This is a genomic window from Deinococcus hopiensis KR-140, assembly GCF_900176165.1.
GTDB lineage: Bacteria > Deinococcota > Deinococci > Deinococcales > Deinococcaceae > Deinococcus > Deinococcus hopiensis.
Genome location: NZ_FWWU01000009.1, coordinates 2,091,221 through 2,107,683, shown reverse-complemented (window position 1 = coordinate 2,107,683; position 16,463 = coordinate 2,091,221). Strand labels below are relative to the sequence as shown.

General features: G+C 66.9%; 12 protein-coding genes. 7 read left to right on the top strand and 5 right to left on the bottom strand.

Going from position 1 to position 16,463, the window contains the following annotated elements:
• Positions 1–104 precede the first annotated feature (104 nt).
• A complete protein-coding gene (locus B9A95_RS23725) occupies positions 105–1,295 on the top strand; it encodes a branched-chain amino acid ABC transporter substrate-binding protein (RefSeq protein ID WP_084049522.1) in 1,191 nt (396 codons plus the stop codon).
• 58 nt (positions 1,296–1,353) lie between these two features.
• Here the strand turns inward: B9A95_RS23725 and ppsA are convergent, their stop codons facing one another.
• The gene (gene ppsA, locus B9A95_RS23720; protein ID WP_084049521.1) at positions 1,354–3,735 is read right to left on the bottom strand and encodes a phosphoenolpyruvate synthase; all 2,382 of its coding nucleotides are present in this window, start codon (positions 3,733–3,735) and stop codon (positions 1,354–1,356) included.
• A 170-nt stretch (positions 3,736–3,905) separates the two neighbouring features.
• On the opposite strand from ppsA, the gene B9A95_RS23715 reads away from it, so the two are divergent.
• The 6 genes from B9A95_RS23715 (at position 3,906) to cpdB (ending at position 11,918) form a co-directional block, all read left to right on the top strand.
• Positions 3,906–4,727, top strand: coding sequence for a pyruvate, water dikinase regulatory protein (locus B9A95_RS23715; RefSeq protein WP_084049520.1), 822 nt, complete (start codon positions 3,906–3,908; stop codon positions 4,725–4,727).
• 240 nt (positions 4,728–4,967) lie between these two features.
• Complete coding sequence (locus tag B9A95_RS23710; RefSeq protein ID WP_084049519.1) at positions 4,968–6,149, top strand: MFS transporter; 1,182 nt, start codon at positions 4,968–4,970, stop codon at positions 6,147–6,149.
• A gap of 172 nt (positions 6,150–6,321) precedes the next feature.
• A complete protein-coding gene (glcF, locus tag B9A95_RS23705; protein WP_170928813.1) occupies positions 6,322–7,551 on the top strand; it encodes a glycolate oxidase subunit GlcF in 1,230 nt (409 codons plus the stop codon).
• A 94-nt stretch (positions 7,552–7,645) separates the two neighbouring features.
• On the top strand, positions 7,646–9,061 hold the full coding sequence (locus B9A95_RS23700) for an FAD-binding oxidoreductase (RefSeq protein WP_139806959.1): 1,416 nt from the start codon (positions 7,646–7,648) through the stop codon (positions 9,059–9,061).
• A gap of 123 nt (positions 9,062–9,184) precedes the next feature.
• Entirely contained in the window at positions 9,185–9,844 is a 660-nt protein-coding gene (locus B9A95_RS23695; RefSeq protein ID WP_084049516.1) for a DUF5639 domain-containing protein, read from the top strand.
• Between the two features lie 142 nt (positions 9,845–9,986).
• Entirely contained in the window at positions 9,987–11,918 is a 1,932-nt protein-coding gene (gene cpdB / locus B9A95_RS23690) for a 2',3'-cyclic-nucleotide 2'-phosphodiesterase (RefSeq protein WP_084049515.1), read from the top strand.
• A gap of 69 nt (positions 11,919–11,987) precedes the next feature.
• Here the strand turns inward: cpdB and B9A95_RS32660 are convergent, their stop codons facing one another.
• The 4 genes from B9A95_RS32660 to B9A95_RS23675 are packed head-to-tail and all read right to left on the bottom strand — an operon-like array spanning position 11,988 to position 16,334.
• Complete coding sequence (locus tag B9A95_RS32660; RefSeq protein WP_139806958.1) at positions 11,988–12,584, bottom strand: hypothetical protein; 597 nt, start codon at positions 12,582–12,584, stop codon at positions 11,988–11,990.
• Positions 12,581–13,276: a redox-sensing transcriptional repressor Rex gene (locus tag B9A95_RS23685; protein ID WP_084050938.1), complete on the bottom strand. Its 696-nt coding sequence runs from the start codon at positions 13,274–13,276 to the stop codon at positions 12,581–12,583. The genes B9A95_RS32660 and B9A95_RS23685 overlap by 4 nt, the downstream gene beginning before the upstream one ends.
• Positions 13,277–13,281: 5 nt before the next feature.
• Positions 13,282–14,649 (bottom strand): SPOR domain-containing protein, encoded by a 1,368-nt coding sequence (locus tag B9A95_RS23680; protein WP_084049514.1) that lies wholly within the window; start codon positions 14,647–14,649, stop codon positions 13,282–13,284.
• On the bottom strand, positions 14,646–16,334 hold the full coding sequence (locus B9A95_RS23675; RefSeq protein WP_084050937.1) for a tetratricopeptide repeat protein: 1,689 nt from the start codon (positions 16,332–16,334) through the stop codon (positions 14,646–14,648). The genes B9A95_RS23680 and B9A95_RS23675 overlap by 4 nt, the downstream gene beginning before the upstream one ends.
• Between the last annotated feature and the right edge of the window lie 129 nt (positions 16,335–16,463).

Below are 16,463 nucleotides of genomic sequence, written 5' to 3'. Positions count from 1 at the left end.
TCCTTTTCTGATGCCTGACGTCAGGAAAAAGGTTAACAAAGTACAGCAGGAGGTGCACATTTTGCTGTAAGAGAGCTGTTATCGCCGCCCTGTCAACATGGCTTATGCAGCCCTCCAAGAGCCTCCTGAAAAAACTGATTGTTTCGGCCCTGTTGCTGTCCGGCGCCTCGCAGGCCGCCACCATCAAGATCGCCTCCGTGAGCCCCCTGAGTGGCAGCCTCACGCCCATCGGCAGTGAGGTGCGGCGCGGTGCAGAACTCGCCGTGCAAAAGCAGGTGCAGGCGTTCAAGGCAATGGGCCACGACCTGGTGCTGGTGCCCATGGATGACCAGGCGTCGGCCACCCAAGGCGCGTTGGTGGCGAAAAACATCCTGGCGGACCGCAGCATTCTGGGTGTGGTGGGGGCGCTGAATTCCAGCGTGTCCAACGTGCTCGCGCAGGCGCTGGCCCCCGCCAAGCTGGCCACGATCTCGCCCGCGAGCACCAACGATCAACTCACGCAGCACGACTGGGTGAACTTCAGCCGCGTGGTCGCACCCGACAGCGCGCAGGCGGTGGCTGCCGCCGACTACATCGCCGACGAACTCAAGGCGGGCTCGGTGTACGTCGTCTCGGACAACACTGCCTACGGCAACGGTCTGACCAAGGTGCTGCAGGCCAGCCTGAAAAAGCGCTCGGTGAAGGTTGCCGGTTACCTGGGGGCTTCCAACGCGTCCCAGATCGCCGATGCGGTGAAAAAGGTCAAGGCCAGTGGAGCCGGTGTCGTCTACTTCGGCGGTACCGACGATACCGGCTCGGCCCTGGTCAAGGCGCTGCGCGACGCGGGTGTGACCGCCACGTTCATGGGCGGTGACGGCCTGGATTCGCCCTCCTTCCTCAGGCGTGCGGGCATCGCGGCGGCGGGCACGGTGTACTCCACCGTATTCGGGCCGGTCAGCACCTTCAACAACGCGCTGGACTTCACCAACCGCTACAAGGCGGCTTACGGCGCGGCCCCCAGCGGTGTGGCGGTGTACGCCTACGACGCCACAAATGCGCTGTTGGCGGCCATCAAGTCCACCTTGAACGGCGGCCGGGTGCCCACCCGTGCCCAAGTCAGCGAGGCTGTCCGCAAGGTCAACCTCGCCGCATGCTTCAGTGCCGATCAGAGCCAGTGCGCCACCATCACCGGGGCCGTCACCTTCAACGACCTCGGTGAGCGCCAGCGGTCGCGCGTGCTGATCATGAAGTTCGATAACGTGCTGCAGGGCCAGGTGGCCAAGATTCAGATCGTGAACGCCGAGAGCCTGAAGTAAGAACAGCAGAAGCGGGACGGTTCCTCTGAGGAACCGTCCCGCTTCCCTTTGTTTCTCCCTACGCCTGCACGGTCTCCCGCTCCCCGGTGCCTTCGCCAGCCAGGTGCAGCCAGGTGCTCAGCACGCTGTCCGGGTTAAGGCTCACCGAGTCGATGCCCTGATCCATCAGCCACTGGGCCAGCGCCGGATGGTCGCTGGGGCCCTGGCCACAGATGCCGATGTACTTGCCTGCCCGCTTGGCCGCTTTGATCGCCCGCTCCATCAACGCCAGCACGGCCTCATCCTGCTCGTCGAACAGGTCCGCCACCAGCCCCGAGTCGCGGTCCAGCGCCAGGGTGAGCTGCGTCAGGTCGTTCGAGCCGATGGAAAAGCCGTCGAAGTGCTCCAGGAATTGATCGGCCAGGATGGCGTTCGAGGGGACCTCGCACATCATGATGACCTTGAGGTCATTCTCGCCGCGCCTAAGCCCGTTTTTCTCCAGAAGGGCAATGATGGTTTGCGCCTCGCCCACCGTGCGGACGAAGGGAATCATGACCTGCACGTTGGTGAGGCCCATGTCGTCGCGCACACCCTTGATCGCCTCGCACTCCATCGCAAAGGCGGCGGCGAAGTCAGGCGAGCGGTAGCGGCTCGCTCCCCGGAAGCCGATCATGGGGTTTTCCTCGTGCGGCTCGTAGGCTGGGCCGCCAATGAGGTGCGCGTACTCGTTGCTCTTGAAATCGGAGAGGCGCACGATCACGGGCTTGGGCGCGAAGGCCGCCGCGATGTTCGCCACGCCCTCCGCCAGCTTCTCGCGGAAGAAGTCGCGCGGGGAGGCGTACCCGGCCGTTTTCTCGTCGATCTGGGCCTTGACGTCATCCGGCACATTCGGGTAATCCAGCAGCGCGCGGGGGTGAATGCCAATCACGTTCGAGATGATGAATTCCACCCGGGCGAGGCCTACGCCCTCGTTGGGCAGCGCGGCGAAGGAAAAGGCGCGGTCCGGCGAGGCCACGTTCATCATGATCTTTATGGGCACGTCGGGCATGGCGTCCAACTCCACCCGGTGGACCCGGTGGGCGAGCCTGCCCGCGTAGACGTATCCCGTGTCCCCCTCGGCGCAACTGACTGTCACCTCATGGCCGCTTTTGAGTTCGCGGGTGGCGTTGCCCGTGCCCACCACGGCCGGAATGCCCAGCTCCCGGGCGATGATCGCCGCGTGGCAGGTGCGCCCTCCCCGGTTGGTGACGATGGCGGAGGCCCGCTTCATCACGGGTTCCCAGTCGGGGTCTGTCATGTCGGCCACCAGCACGTCGCCGTCACCCACCTGGTCCATCTGCGACACGTCGCGCACCACGCGGACGGTGCCCGCGCCGATGCGGTTGCCCACCGCGCGGCCCTCTACCAGCATGGTGCCCTTGCCGGTCAGCTCGAAGCGTTCCAGCGTGCGCCCGGCGCGGCTTTGCACCGTCTCGGGGCGGGCCTGCAGGATGTAGACCTGCCCATCGCGCCCGTCTACGCCCCACTCGATGTCCATCGGACGGCCATAGTGTTCCTCAATGGCGACGCACTGCCGGGCGAGTTCGGTCAGGTGTTCGTCCGACAGGCAGAAGCGGCGGGCGTCTTGTGCGGGCACGTCCACCGATTCGACGCCCCTCCCTGCCGCGTACACCATCTTGCGGGCCTTGCTGCCCAGGGTGCGGCGCAGCACGGCTTTTTTCCCAGCCTTCAAGGCGGGCTTGTACACGAAGAATTCGTCGGGGTTCACGGCCCCCTGCACCACCAGTTCGCCCAAACCGTAGGCCGCCGTCACCAGCACGGCGTCGCGGTAGCCGCTCTCGGTGTCCAGGGTAAAGGCCACCCCGCTGACGCCCAGGTCGGTGCGCACCATGCGCTGCACGCCCGCCGACAGCGCCACCTCCGCGTGGGCGAAGCCGTGGTGGACGCGGTAGCTGATCGCCCGGTCGTTGTAGAGGGAGGCAAAGACGAGGCGGACGTGGTGCAACACGCCTTCAATCCCGCGCACGTTCAGAAAGGTTTCCTGCTGCCCAGCGAAGCTTGCCTCAGGCAGGTCCTCGGCGGTGGCGCTGGAGCGCACAGCCACGTCGGGCTCTGTTCCTCCCGTCTCCTGCGTCATCTGCGCGTAGGCGCCCCGGATGGCGGTTTCGAGTTCACCCGGCAACTCGCCTGCCTCCACCCAGTCCCGGATTTCCTTGCCAGCCGCCGCGAGGGCCACCACGTCGTTCACGTCCAGGGCCGAGAGGCGGGCATTGATTTTCTCCTCGATCCGGTTGTGGTCTAAAAAGGCCCGAAACGCGTCCGCGGTGGTGGCGAAGCCGCCAGGTACCCGCACGCCCGCATCCGAAAGGCCCTGAATCATCTCTCCGATGGAGGCGTTCTTGCCCCCCACAATTTCGACATCGCCCATCTTTAGTGTTTGGAACCAGCGAACCATATTCATGTGTCCTCCGCGTGTTGGTGAGCCTCCCGCCCGTGGAAACGGTGGGGGTTGGTGTACCTGGTGTGCTGTGGTGCCCGCTCAGCTTAACCCGGCAAAGGTCAGGGTCCTGCCACCCACCGGGGGACAGCCTTCACGTTCTGTCCGGCCATGCCGTATGTCAGGCTGCGGCCATGTCCTCCCCCACAGCACAACCCCGCACGGTCCTGATCGTCTCGGACCATACGGGCCTCACCGCCGAGACGGTGGCCCGGGCGCTGCTGGCGCACTTCCCCGATCAGCCGCTGAAGTACATTCAGCGCTCCTTCGTCGGTACGGTTGCGGCCGCGCAGGGCGTGGCGCGTGAGGTGGCCGCCCTGGCTTCTCGTGGCGAGCGTCCCCTGATCTTCACCACCATCACCGACGCCTCTGTGCTGCGCGAACTCGACATGGCCCCCGCCCAGGTCTTCGATCTGCTGGGCCCCGGCCTCACGCGGCTGGAGGGCGAGCTGGGCGTGCCGGCTTCGCGCCGGGTGGGGCGGCACCACGATATGCACGATCAGCAGAGCTACCTCGCGCGGATGGACGCTCTGGATTTCGCCCTTGCCACCGACGACGGCCTGGGGGACCGGCAGTACGGCCTCGCAGACGTGATCCTGGTGGGCGTCAGCCGCGCGGGCAAGACGCCCACGAGCCTCTTCCTGGCCCTCCAGCACGGCATTCGTGCCAGCAATTATCCGCTCGCCGAGGACGATTTCGAGCGCGAGTCGCTGCCCATCCCCCTCGAAGCGCACCGGGCCAAACTGCATGGCCTGACCATCGACCCCCGGCGGCTGCACGCCATCCGTACCCAGCGGAAGCCCGCCAGTCGCTACGCCAGCCTGGAGCAGTGTGAACACGAGGTCCGCCGCGCCGAGCGGCTCTTTCAGCGTGCGGGCGTCCCCGTGCGCGACACCACCAGCGCCAGCGTGGAGGAGATCGCCGCCGGGATTCTGGCCCAGGTGCGGCGGGGGTAGAGGGGGGCAGCTTTCAGCAGTGGACGCTTTTCCTCCTGTCTGCCGACAGCTGGGCGCTGAGGTCGGCTCCTACCCCATCGTCCACGAAGTCATTCAACCGCAGTCCGTATTACACTGACCCCATGCCCTTGCCCCCCTGGTAACCCTGGCCTGCCTCCCGGTGCTACACCGGTCTGCCGCCTCCCGTTCGCGCTGAGCCGCTGCCCTATGACGCCGCTCTCGTGAAAGGAACCAAGACCTGTGACCGCACCTGCACGCCTGCTGAGGCTTTCCCTCGGCTTCCTGATCGCTGCCCTCGCCGCCGAACTGGCCGACGAACTCGTGGACGGAGCCACCGGCTCGGCGTGGCCGCTCGTCCGCGCGGACCTCGCGCTCTCCTATGCGCAGATCGGCCTGCTGCTGGGTCTGCCCGCTATCTTCGCGAATGTCATCGAACCGCTGTTCGGGCTGCTGGCGGACCGGGGGTACAGAAAACATCTGGTGCTGGGCGGTGGGCTGGCCTTCGCCCTGTCGCTGTGCCTCTTCGCCGCCTCGGGAGACTTCTGGCCGCTGCTCGCCGCGTTGCTGCTGTTCTACCCGGCTTCGGGCGCGTTCGTGAGCCTGACCCAGGCCGCACTGATGGACGCCGAACCCGAGCGGCGCGAGCAGAACATGGCCCGCTGGACGCTGGTGGGTTCGGTGGGCAACGTCGTCGGGCCGCTGCTCGTCGGCCTCTCCGTCACGCTGGGTCTGGGTTGGCGGCCCGTGTTCGGCCTGCTTGCCGCGCTGACCGTGGGCGCGCTCGCCCTGATGTGGCGCTCCCGAACCGCTCTCGCGCAAGAGGTGGAGACGGGGGAAGGGCTCAACTTCCGTGAAGCGTGGCGCGACATTCGGGGCGCGCTGGCCCGCGCCGATGTACGCCGCTGGCTGCTGCTGCTGGAAGCGGGAAACCTGACGGCAGACGTATTTCGCGGCCTCGTGGCGCTGTATTTCGTGGACAGCGTGGGCGCTTCGCCGGCGGTGGCAGGGCTGGCCGTAACCGTCTTTACCGGCGTGGGCCTCCTCGGCGACGTGCTGGTGGTGCCGCTCCTGGAGCGGGTGTCCGGCGTGGCGTACCTGCGGGTCTCTTCGCTGCTCACCGCGCTGCTCTTTCCCGCCTTCTTCCTCGTGCCCCAGATCACGGGCAAGCTCGTGCTGCTCGGTCTTCTGGGCCTGCTCAATGCCGGCTGGTACGCCGTTTTGCAGGCGAGGCTCTACGGCAGCCTGCCGGAGCGCAGCGGCACGGTCATGGCCTTGGGCAGCGTGACCGGCATGGTGGGCGGCGCGGTGCCCCTCGCGCTGGGGTGGATCGCAGGGCACTTCGGACTGGAAGCGGCCCTGTGGTGCTTGCTGGCCGGACCCCTGTCCCTCTTGCTCGGCTTGCCCCGGAAGCGGCCGGGATGAGGTTCTTCTCCCGGCCGCTGGAGACTGTCTGCTGGCCGCTCCCTTGCCTATCTCCCTGCCTACATCCCTCTCTTTTGTCTTGACGCCGCGCCTCTATCCTGTGCGGCGTGACGGGAGAAGCGGCTTGAACAACGACATTGCAGTGCGACAGATCGGGCCGCAGGGCGAGGTGATGGCGCACGCCGTCGACGCCTGCGTTCACTGCGGCTTCTGCCTGCCCGCCTGCCCCACCTACGCCCTCCTCGGCGACGAGATGGACAGCCCGCGCGGCCGCATCGTCCTGATGAAGGAGGTGCTGGAGGGCACCCTGCCCCTCGCCGACGCCGCGCCGCACCTGGACCGCTGCCTGGGTTGCCAGGCGTGCGTGACTGCCTGCCCCAGCGGCGTGCCCTACGGCGAACTTATCACCAGTTTCCGCGGCTGGTCCGAGCCCCAGCGGGAACGCTCGCCGCTGGACCGGGCCAAGCGCTCGGCAATTCTCAAAATCTTGCCTGCCCCACAGGTGTTCAGCGTGGCGGCCCGGGTCGGGCAGTACGCCAAGCCCCTCGCGCCCCTGCTGCCCACAGCCCTGCGCGCTCCGCTGGACCTGCTGCCCGAGCGCGTCCCCGCCATGCAGCCCAGCCCGAAGGTGACTGCAGCAAGGGGCAGGCGGCGGGGGCGGGTGGCCTTCCTCTCCGGATGCGCCCAGCAGGCCCTCACGCCCAATTTCAATGCGGCGACGCTGCGGGTACTCGCGCGCAACGGCATCGAAGTCGTGATTCCCGAAGGTCAGGGCTGCTGCGGGGCCGCCGCGCTCCACACTGGAGCGCGGGAGGAGGCGCTGCGGCTGGTCCGCCAAAACCTCGCGGCCTTCAACCCAGACGACTACGACGCCATCCTTTCTAACGCAGCGGGCTGCGGCGCGGGCCTCAAGGAATACCCGGTGGTGCTGCACGGCTTAGAGGGCGAGCAACAGGCGCGGGCCTTCGCTGCCAAGGTGCAGGACATCAGCGAATTTCTGGCCGGGCTGCTTCAGGAGGGCGGGCTGGAGCCGTTCATGCCCGCCTCGCGCCCCCTGACCATCGCCTACCACGACGCCTGTCACCTCGCCCACGCGCAGGGCGTGAGGGCCGCTCCCCGCCAGCTGCTCAAAGCCATTCCCGGCGTCACCGTGGCCGAGGTGCCCGAGGGCGACCTGTGCTGCGGCTCGGCGGGCACCTACAACCTTGAACAGCCGGACCTCGCCAATCAGCTTGGGATTCGCAAGGCGAAGAACGTCCTTTCCACCGCGCCGGACCTGATCGCGAGCGGCAACATTGGCTGTCACACCCAGATACAAAGCCATGTGCGGAGGCAGGAAAGCCGGGTGCCGGTGATGCACACGGTGGAAGTGCTGGACCTCGCGTACCGGGGGGAGCTGTGAGGGCGTGGCGATGCGCGGAGCGGAGGGCAAAGGGCAGCGCGCCTGCCGTTGGCAGCCATCTGGCCTCTGCGCTCCGCTTCCTGCGGGGCCCGCTGTGATTCCCCGTAAAACCGCCCTCTCGCCCGGTTCGCCTGCCCCCAAGCCCCGTTCCAACGCGGCGCCGGACAACGCCCTCGCCGCGGAGCTCACCCGCCTGCTGGGCCCAAAGAAGGTCCTCTCGGCCCTCTCCGAGCGGCTGAGCTACCGCTACGACGCCATTCAGTTTGGAGAAACGCCGCTCGCCGTCGTGCTGCCCGAGAGCACGGCGGACGTGGTAACGGCGGTGCAAACCGCGCGGGCGGCCGGCGTGCCCATCGTCGGGCGCGGCGCGGCCAGTGGGCTGAGCGGCGGCGCGGCCCCCATGCAGCCGGGCCTCGTCATCTCCTTTACCCGCATGACCCGGCTGGAAGTCTTTCCCGAGCGGCGCGAGGCTCGGGCACAGGCGGGGGTGGTCACGCTCAGCGTTACCGAAATGGCCCGGCCCTACGGCCTGCTCTACCCCCCCGATCCGGCGAGCTTCCGCACGAGCACCATCGGCGGCAATCTCGGCGAGAACGCGGGCGGCCCGATGTGCTTCAAGTACGGCGTGACGGGCGATTACGTGAAGTCGCTCGAATTCGTGGACGCGGAAGGCGAGGTCTACGAGGTGGGCCGGGGCGCTTATGATCTTGCCGGGCTCCTGATCGGCTCCGAGGGCACCCTGGGCCTGATTACGGAGGCCACGCTCCGCCTCACGCCGCCCCCGAAGTTCACCCGGACCCTGATGGCGAGCTTCGCGGAAGTGGGAGCCTGCGCCGAGGCGGTGAGCGCCGCCATCGCGGCCGGGGCCGTGCCCAGCAAGCTGGAATTCATGGACCAGGCGTGTACCCGGGCCGTGGAGGATTACCTGCACCTCGGCCTCCCAGTGGACGCTGGTGCGGTGCTGCTGGTGGACACCGACGGCGACGACCTGGACACGGTGGAGGAGGAGCGGGCCCTCGTGGAGGCGGCCTGCGTGGAGGCTGGAGGCACTGTGCGCCGCGCCTCCAGCGACGCCGAGAGCGCCGCGTTGTGGCAGGCCCGCCGCTCGGTTAGCCCCGCGCTGGGCCGCATTCGTCCCCAACGCATGAACGAGGACATCGTGGTTCCCAGGAGTGTGCTGCCCGACGTGGTGCGTGAAATTCGCGCGCTGGGTGACGCGAGCGGGTTCCCCGTCGTGCAGTTCGGGCACATTGGCGACGGCAACCTCCACCCCAACATCCTCTTCGATCCCCGGCGTGAGTCGGCGGACGCCGTACATGAGCTGGCCCACCAAATTGCAGCGGTGGCGATCCGGCACGGAGGTGTGCTGAGCGGCGAACACGGCATCGGCACCATGAAGCGGCCCTTTATGCGCGAAGCGGTGGACCCCGTGACCCTGGACGTCCTGTGGAACGTGAAACGGGCGCTGGACCCGGCCGAGCGGCTCAATCCAGGCAAGGTGCTGCCGTGAGAAGACCGATGTTGCGCAGAGCAGAGGGCAGAGAGCGGACTTGTAAAGCTCCTCAGGAGAGGGCGCGCGCCGTTTTGGCCGGCTGCCGGCAGCCGGCAGCCCCCTGCTCCGCTGGAGGCGTGTATGCCCATCCTTGACCTCTCTCCCGGCGATCAGACCATCATTGTCACCGGAGACACGCCCGTTCTGGAGGTCTACGCGGCGCTGCCGCCCGGCCTCTTTCCCCCCTTTCCCCCGGTGGAGTTGCCGGGGGGCGTGGGGGGCCTCGTCTCACGTGGGGGCTTTGGGCAGACCTTCTTCTTCGGGGCAGAGGTGTTGGGCGTGACGTTCCGCGCGCCCTCGGGCCGGGTGGTGCGGGCGGGCGGACGCACCGTGAAGAACGTGCAGGGCTACGACCTGACGCGGCCCTTCGTGGGCAGCTTCGGGCTGATGGGCGAGGCCCTGGAAGTCACGCTGCGCCTGCGTCCCGGCCTGGGTGTGCGGCATGTTTCGGCTCCTGGTTCCCTGGAGGCCCTGGGGCACATCACGGCCCGCTTCGCCTGGCAGGATGGGGGAGAGCTTCACCTCCTGCATTTTGGCCACGCGCGTGAGGTGGAGCGCTCGCTCGCTGCGCTTCCCGGTGGGATGGACGTGACCTCTCCACCGGACCTGACGTCCCGCTTCCCCGCCGGAATGGGTGTGGGAGTGGGCGCAGCGCTGCGGGACGGGCGCTTCGGCTGGGTGAATGGGGGACAGGCCCCGCCCGTGCCTCCGCTGTTCGCCCGGCTGTCGGCCAGCCTGTAGCCCTGCCGCGTAGCAAATGTGGGGCGCGGCAGGGCACGGCAGACGCAGATTTACGTGCGCGGTCTGGGGGGCGAGCGCCCGGCGGTGCCCGTGGGCTTGGCCCGGCCCACCTCGCAGGCTCCTTTCTGTCTACACAGCCTTGATGTGGGGCGGTATTCTGTGGGACGTGCGTAAACACTTAGCCTTGATGGCGACGCTGGCGCTGGGAGCGGCCTCAGCCCAGACCGTCGATCTGCGGATTCTCGAAACCACCGACCTGCACACCAGTGCGCTCGGCTACGACTACTACCAGGACAAGCCCACGGGCGAGTTCGGGCTGGAGTACACCGCCACCCTCGTAAAGCAGGCGCGTGACGAAAAGCGCAACACCTTGCTGTACGACAACGGGGACCTGATTCAGGGCAACCCGCTGGGCGACTTTGTGGCGCGGGTGCAGCCCCTGGGAGACGGCCAGCTTCACCCCATGCACGCCGCCATGCGTGTGCTGCGTTATGACGCGGGCAACCTCGGTAACCACGAGTTCAACTACGGCCTGCCCTTCTTGCAGCAGGTGATCGCCGCCGCGCCCATGCCCTACGTCAGTGCGAACACCTACAAGGATGACGGCAAGGGCCAGGCGGGGGAGAACGCCTTTAGCCCCTACCTGATTCAGCGCAAGATCGTGTACGACACCGAGGGCCGCCCCTACGTGATCAACGTGGGTGTGATCGGCTTCCTGCCCCCGCAGATCGTGAACTGGGACAAGGCCAACCTCGACGGCAAGATCGTGACCACCGACATCGTAGAGGCGGCCAGGAAGTACGTGCCCCAGATGAAGGCCCAGGGCGCGGACATTATCGTGGCGGTGGCCCACAGCGGTATCAATGCGGACTACCAGCCCGGCCAGGAGAACGTGGCCACCGAGCTGACCAAGGTGGAAGGCATCGACGTGGTGCTCAGCGGCCACAGCCACCAGGAGTTTCCTGGGCCGGTGTACAAGAGCATTCCCGGTGCAGACCTCACCAAGGGCACCATCAACGGCAAGCCCACCGTCATGGCCGGCTTCTGGGGCAACGACCTCGGCGTCGTGGACCTGAAGCTGAACTATGACCGCAAGACCCAGAAGTGGACCATTCTAGAGGGTACGGGTGCCATCCGGCCCATCTGGGACAAAACGGCCAAAAAGAGCCTTGTGACGCCCGATCCCCGCATTGCAGCGGCGGTCAAGAAGTTCCATGAGGGCACCCTGGCCTACGTGCGCGGCAAGGTGGCGGACCTTACGGCTCCCATCACCTCCTACTGGGCGCTCGTGCAGGACGATCCCAGCGTGCAACTCGTCAGCAACGCGCAGACCGCTTACGTGAAGGCGGCGCTCGCGGGCACCCAGTATAAGGACCTGCCCGTGCTCTCGGCGGCAGCTCCCTTCAAAGCCGGTGGCCGCGCCGGGGCGAGTTACTACACTGACATTCCCACCGGCACCCTCGCCATCAAGAACGTGGCGGATCTCTACGTGTACCCCAACACGGTGCAGGCGGTGCTCGTAACGGGCGCGCAGGTGCAGGAGTGGCTGGAGCGTGCGGCAGGGCAGTTCAAGCAGATTGACCCCAGCAAGGCTGAGCCGCAGGCCCTGGTGGACGAAAGCTTTCCCACCTACAACTTCGACATTCTCGACGGCGTGACCTACGAGATCGATGTGACCCAGCCCTCGCGGTACAACAGCAAGGGCGAGGTGGCGAGCGAGGGTGCGCACCGCATCAAGAACCTGATGTTCGGGGGCAAGCCCATCGATCCCAACGCCCAGTTCGTCGTCGCCACCAACAACTACCGCGCCTCGGGCGGCGGCTCGTTCCCCGGCCTCACCGGCAAGAACATCATCCTCCAGGCCCCCGACGAAACCCGCGAGGCTCTGGTGAAGTACTTCCAGGAGCAAAAGACGGTCAACCCCACCGCCGACAACAACTGGAAGCTGACGCCCATTCCCGGCGCGACCCTGCTGTATGTCAGCAGTCCCAATGCACAGAAGAACCTTCCCTCAGGCGTGGCGCTGCTGCGGACACGTGAGGACGGGTTCGCGGAGTACACCATTAAGTTCTGAACAGCGTAAGTGAAGAGAACGAGGGCAGCGTCTCATGGCTGCCCTCGTTCTCTATTTTAAAGACGGAATTTAGCTACCTGCAGGAGAGACAATTTGGTAGTTCTGTTTCCAGGTCACTGTCCTGCCGTTGGTTTGATTGGCAGTAAAAGTAAATTGAGCATACCAACCTGCAGGGTCCTCTCCTGGAACGTTGACTCCAGAAAAGGCAGAATCATGAGCAACTGCCCATTCAAAGGGCATGACAAATTTTGTGATGCTGTTCTCGATCCATTGAAGCGGTCCTGTATTCGTCATAATGGCGTCAGGCCTTGACATAGAGCAGGATGCAGACGGGAGACTGGTGTTTGTACACACATATCCCCCTCTCGCTCGTCCCAGAAGTGTTCCAGTAGCTGGCACGATGACAGAATTGTCAAGAGCAGCCCTATCTCCTTTGGAATTCAAAATAATTGCTGTGTAATCGATGGAGCTGACGTCTGGTGCACCTGCAGCACTATAGAGGTTGATTGTGGCGCTTGTAATGGTAATAATTCTGGCGGTAGTGCCGGTCACTCTATATCCCAACGGCTCGATAGTAATGGTATAGGGACGTGTAGGTGCGTCCGTTCCACTTAAGCCACATCCGGCAACCAACAGGGGCAGGGCAAACAGACCGAGTTTCTTCATTCTTGTTCCTCCAGATCGGCGGATTTGAGATGGGGATTGAGGGTGTAAAAGGCCAGCCGCTTCATGCCAGCCAAAAAATCGACGTTCTCAATGGTGACGCCGCGCCACTCATCGCCTGGATCGGCCACATCGCCCCGGTCAGCGGTGCGCGGTTGAATGACCGTGGGGGCGAAGTTCAGGATACCGCGTATGCCCGCCTCAACGAGCGTTTGGGCGGCGTCCTGCGCCCGTTCGGGGGGGACCGCCAAAAATCCCATGTCGACCGGGGTGGTCTGTACAAACTGGCCCAGCGTCTCGACATGTTGCACGGTCAGATGCCGCACAGTGTGGCCGATGAGCTCCGGGCTCACGTCAAACAGGCCCACGTATTGGAACTGGTAGTCCCCGGCGGCTGGGTAATTGGCGATGGCCTGCCCCAGCCGCCCCACACCCACAATTACCACGTTCCAGGTGCGGTTGAGGCCCAAGACCCGCATCAGCTCCCGCTTGAGGACCGGCACGAGGTAGCCCATGCCCCGCGTCCCAAAGCGGCCGAAGTACGCCAGGTCCTTGCGCACCTGAAAGGCCGTGACGCCGGCGCGTTCGGCCAGGTCACTGCTGCTCGTGCGCCCCACCTCCTGCGTCTCCAGACCTTCCAGAATGCGCAGGTACGTGACGAGGCGGCTGATGGTGGCGGTGGGGATGGCCGTCACCCGCGTCACCGCACCCGGAAGTGATCGAAGCCGCCTGCGTCCAGCCGCCCCTCGGCCCGCGTGACCGCGTCGCCAGAGAAGGGGCCAATCAGGACCGTGACTTTGCTGTCCTCGGGGGCGTTGACCGTGGGTGCGTAGCCCTCGTCGCGCAGCATCCCCACGAGCCGTTGGGCGCTTTCCACCCGGTCGAAAGCGCCCACCTGCAGGTAGACGGGCCCCCTGGGGGCCGGAGCGCTGGCGGTGGGGGCGTCGTCCACGGATTCGGAGGCGTTGGCGGGTTGTGCCGCATCGGATGACGCCGTCTCTGACGGTGTACTGGCGGCGGCGTCCTGCCGCTGCCCACGTGGGCGGTAGAGAATCGACCGGGAATAGACACGTCCAATGTCGGCCAGCGCCTGCCGTGCCGTCTCCTCATCGGCAAAGGGGCCCACCTGCGCGACCACCTGGTCGCCCACTTCGATGGGGTAGACCGTGTAGCCCAGGCCGCTCACCTCGGCCGTGGCCCGCTCCGCCTCAGCGGCAGAACCGAAGGTGCCCAGGCTGAGGCGATAGTCGCTTCGCAGCGGCGTGCGCGCTTCGCTCGTCGCCACCGTTCCACCCGACCGGGGAGCGGTGGCGGAGGCCACTGGGCTGGCCTGGGGGGACGTGCCAGGCCCAGTCTGGGCAGTGGCAGGCGGCGTGCGGTCCTCAGAAGCAGAGGGCGACGCGCCGTTCGTCTGGACTGTGGACGGCGGCGTGACGGGCGGCGTGACGGGCGGCGCGACGGGCGCTTCGGGTGCTGCGGGGATCGGGTCGGCGGGCACCACCGGAACCTCGGTGGCCGCGCTCGCCTGCGCGCCGGTGCCGCTGCTGGAAGCGGCGGCTGAGGCTGCGGGGGGGGCCGGGTTGCCGTTTGTCTGTGCCGGGGTGCTGGAGGCCGTTTCACCGGACACGGCGGCTGGGGAAGAGTTTGACGGTGACGCGGCCACCGCCGGTTTCGGCCCGCTCTTTGCCTCCTTGGAGGAGGTTTCCTCGGACGGTTGGGCGCTGGGGGTGCTGGCTGAGGGCGCCGCAGCCGCCTTTGTCGGCGCAGGTTCCGGAGTGGTGCCCAGCTGTGTTCCTGGCGCTCCGGGAATCGCGGCTGACGTTTCCCCCGTAGGTTGCGCCTCGGATATCTGTTCTCCAGCAGTGGAGGTGTTCGGCGCTTCTGCTGCCTCTGGCGCGGCGGTGGACTCCGTGACGGTGGATTGGGCGGCCGAACTCGGCGGAACCTGCGTCAGCGTGGGGCGACGCTGGGCGGCGAGAAGGGCCACGAAGCCCGCGAGCAGCAGCAGCACCAGCAGGCCGATCATGAGGTCGGGCCAGCGGCGCGGCGGGGCCTCCACCCGGCTCATTTCAGCGCCGTCCTCGCTGCGGCATTGCCCAGGTCAGCCGCGGTTTTCAGCGACACGCGGGCGTCTGCCTCACGGGCCTGCGAGCGCTGTGCGAGTCCCAGCAAATACCACGCGTCGGCGTTTTTGGGATCATCGGTAACCAATCCGCGCAAGATGGCCTCGGCCTCCGCGTAGCGGGTGGTGGCGAGCAGGGCCGCCGCCAGATTCTGCCGGGCGGTGGGCGTGGGATTCAACTTCACGCTGGTGGTCAGCGCTCCGGCGGCCCCCGCATAGTCCTTCATGGCGTAGGCGCTGAGGCCCAGCCACAGGTAGGCGTCGGCGGTGGGCGTGCCCTGGGCACTCGCCCGCAGCGCGGTACGCGCCTGGGCGTACTGCCCCTGCCGGAACGCCGCGATGCCCTGCACAAGCTGCGCCTGCGCCAGCAGGGGGGGTTCGGGCTTCAGGCGGACCAGCTCGGCGGCGTCCCGCCCAGCGTCCGCCACCTGACCTACCGCCAGCCGCAGCGTGGCCAGGGCGAGGCGGTAGGCCGCGTTCTGCGGGGCCAGCTGCACGGCCTTCTGGTAAGCGCTCAGCGCTCCGGCCCGGTCCTGACGCACCAGGCGCAGCTCGGCCAGGCGGACGAAGGCCGAGGCGCTGCGGGTGTCTTCCCGGGTGGCTTCCTGGGCGGTGAACACAGCGGTGCGGGAATCGCCCGTGGCCGCCTGGATGTTGGCCTTGCGGATCAGCAGCGTGGCGCGGTCCGAGCCGTTCGCTACGCGCCCCGCCGCCGCATCGAGTTCACGGATGGCCCGGTCCGGCAGGTTCTGGCCCACATAGATGTCGGCGAGCAGCAGCGCGGCGTCCACCCGCCCCGGCTGACGCTCCAGCACGGCGTAGGTGCCGGGCAGTGCCAGCGCTCCCTGCCCCGCCAGCACCTGCGCCTGCGCCAGTCGGAACTGCGCGTCCACGTCGTTCGGATCAAGCGCCGTGATGGATGTCAGCGTGTTCGTCAACCCCGCGAAATCACGCGCCCGCACCTGTTCGGCGGCCAGGGCTTCCAGAATCTGGCGCTGGGTGGCGGCGTTCGCCTTGCCTGCCGCCAGCGCCGCCGCCTGGGTGTAGAGCTGCAACGCTTCGCCGTAACGGCCCTCACGGGTGGCGATCACGCCCAGGTTGTAGGGGCCTTCCGGACGTTCCGGAGCCAGGGCAGTAAGCTGGGTGAACTCGAAAATCGCGCCCTTGAGGTCTTTCTGACTCAGCAGCGTCAAGCCGAGGCCGAAGTGCGGTTCGGCCTGGCGGTAGTTCTGCGCGATCAACCGCTCGAACAGGGTTCGGGCCTGCGCCAGTTGCCCACCCCCCAGCGCCCTCTGCGCCTGCCCGAGGGTGGCGAGTTGCGCTTCGGTCAGCGGCGCGGGAGGCGGAAGGGGCGCACCCTGGGGCGTGGGAGCGGCTGCAGGGGTGGGCGTGGTGGCCGCGGCCTGGGGTGGGGTTCCCGCAGCCTGACTCGCCGTGCTCTGGGCAGGGGCCTGACCACCCACGCAGTACTGCGGCGCGAGCTTACAGGCGTCGTAGTTGGGAGTGCCCACGCCGTTGAGGGTGTTTTGAACCGAGACAGCCGCCGATGTGTCCAGCAGGGTCTGCGCCGAGGCCACCGGAGCCGAGGCGAGCAGCAGGCCAATCAGCACCTTGAGGTTACGTTGAGTCACCGAAAAGTCCTCCTGAATGAGGGAACGTGAGGATTGTACCATCCTGCTTTGGTCCATTCTTGTGCGTTTGCCGGGTCCGAACAGTGCAATTCTCTCACGCCGGAAGGGGGAGGGTGAGGGCAAGAGGGG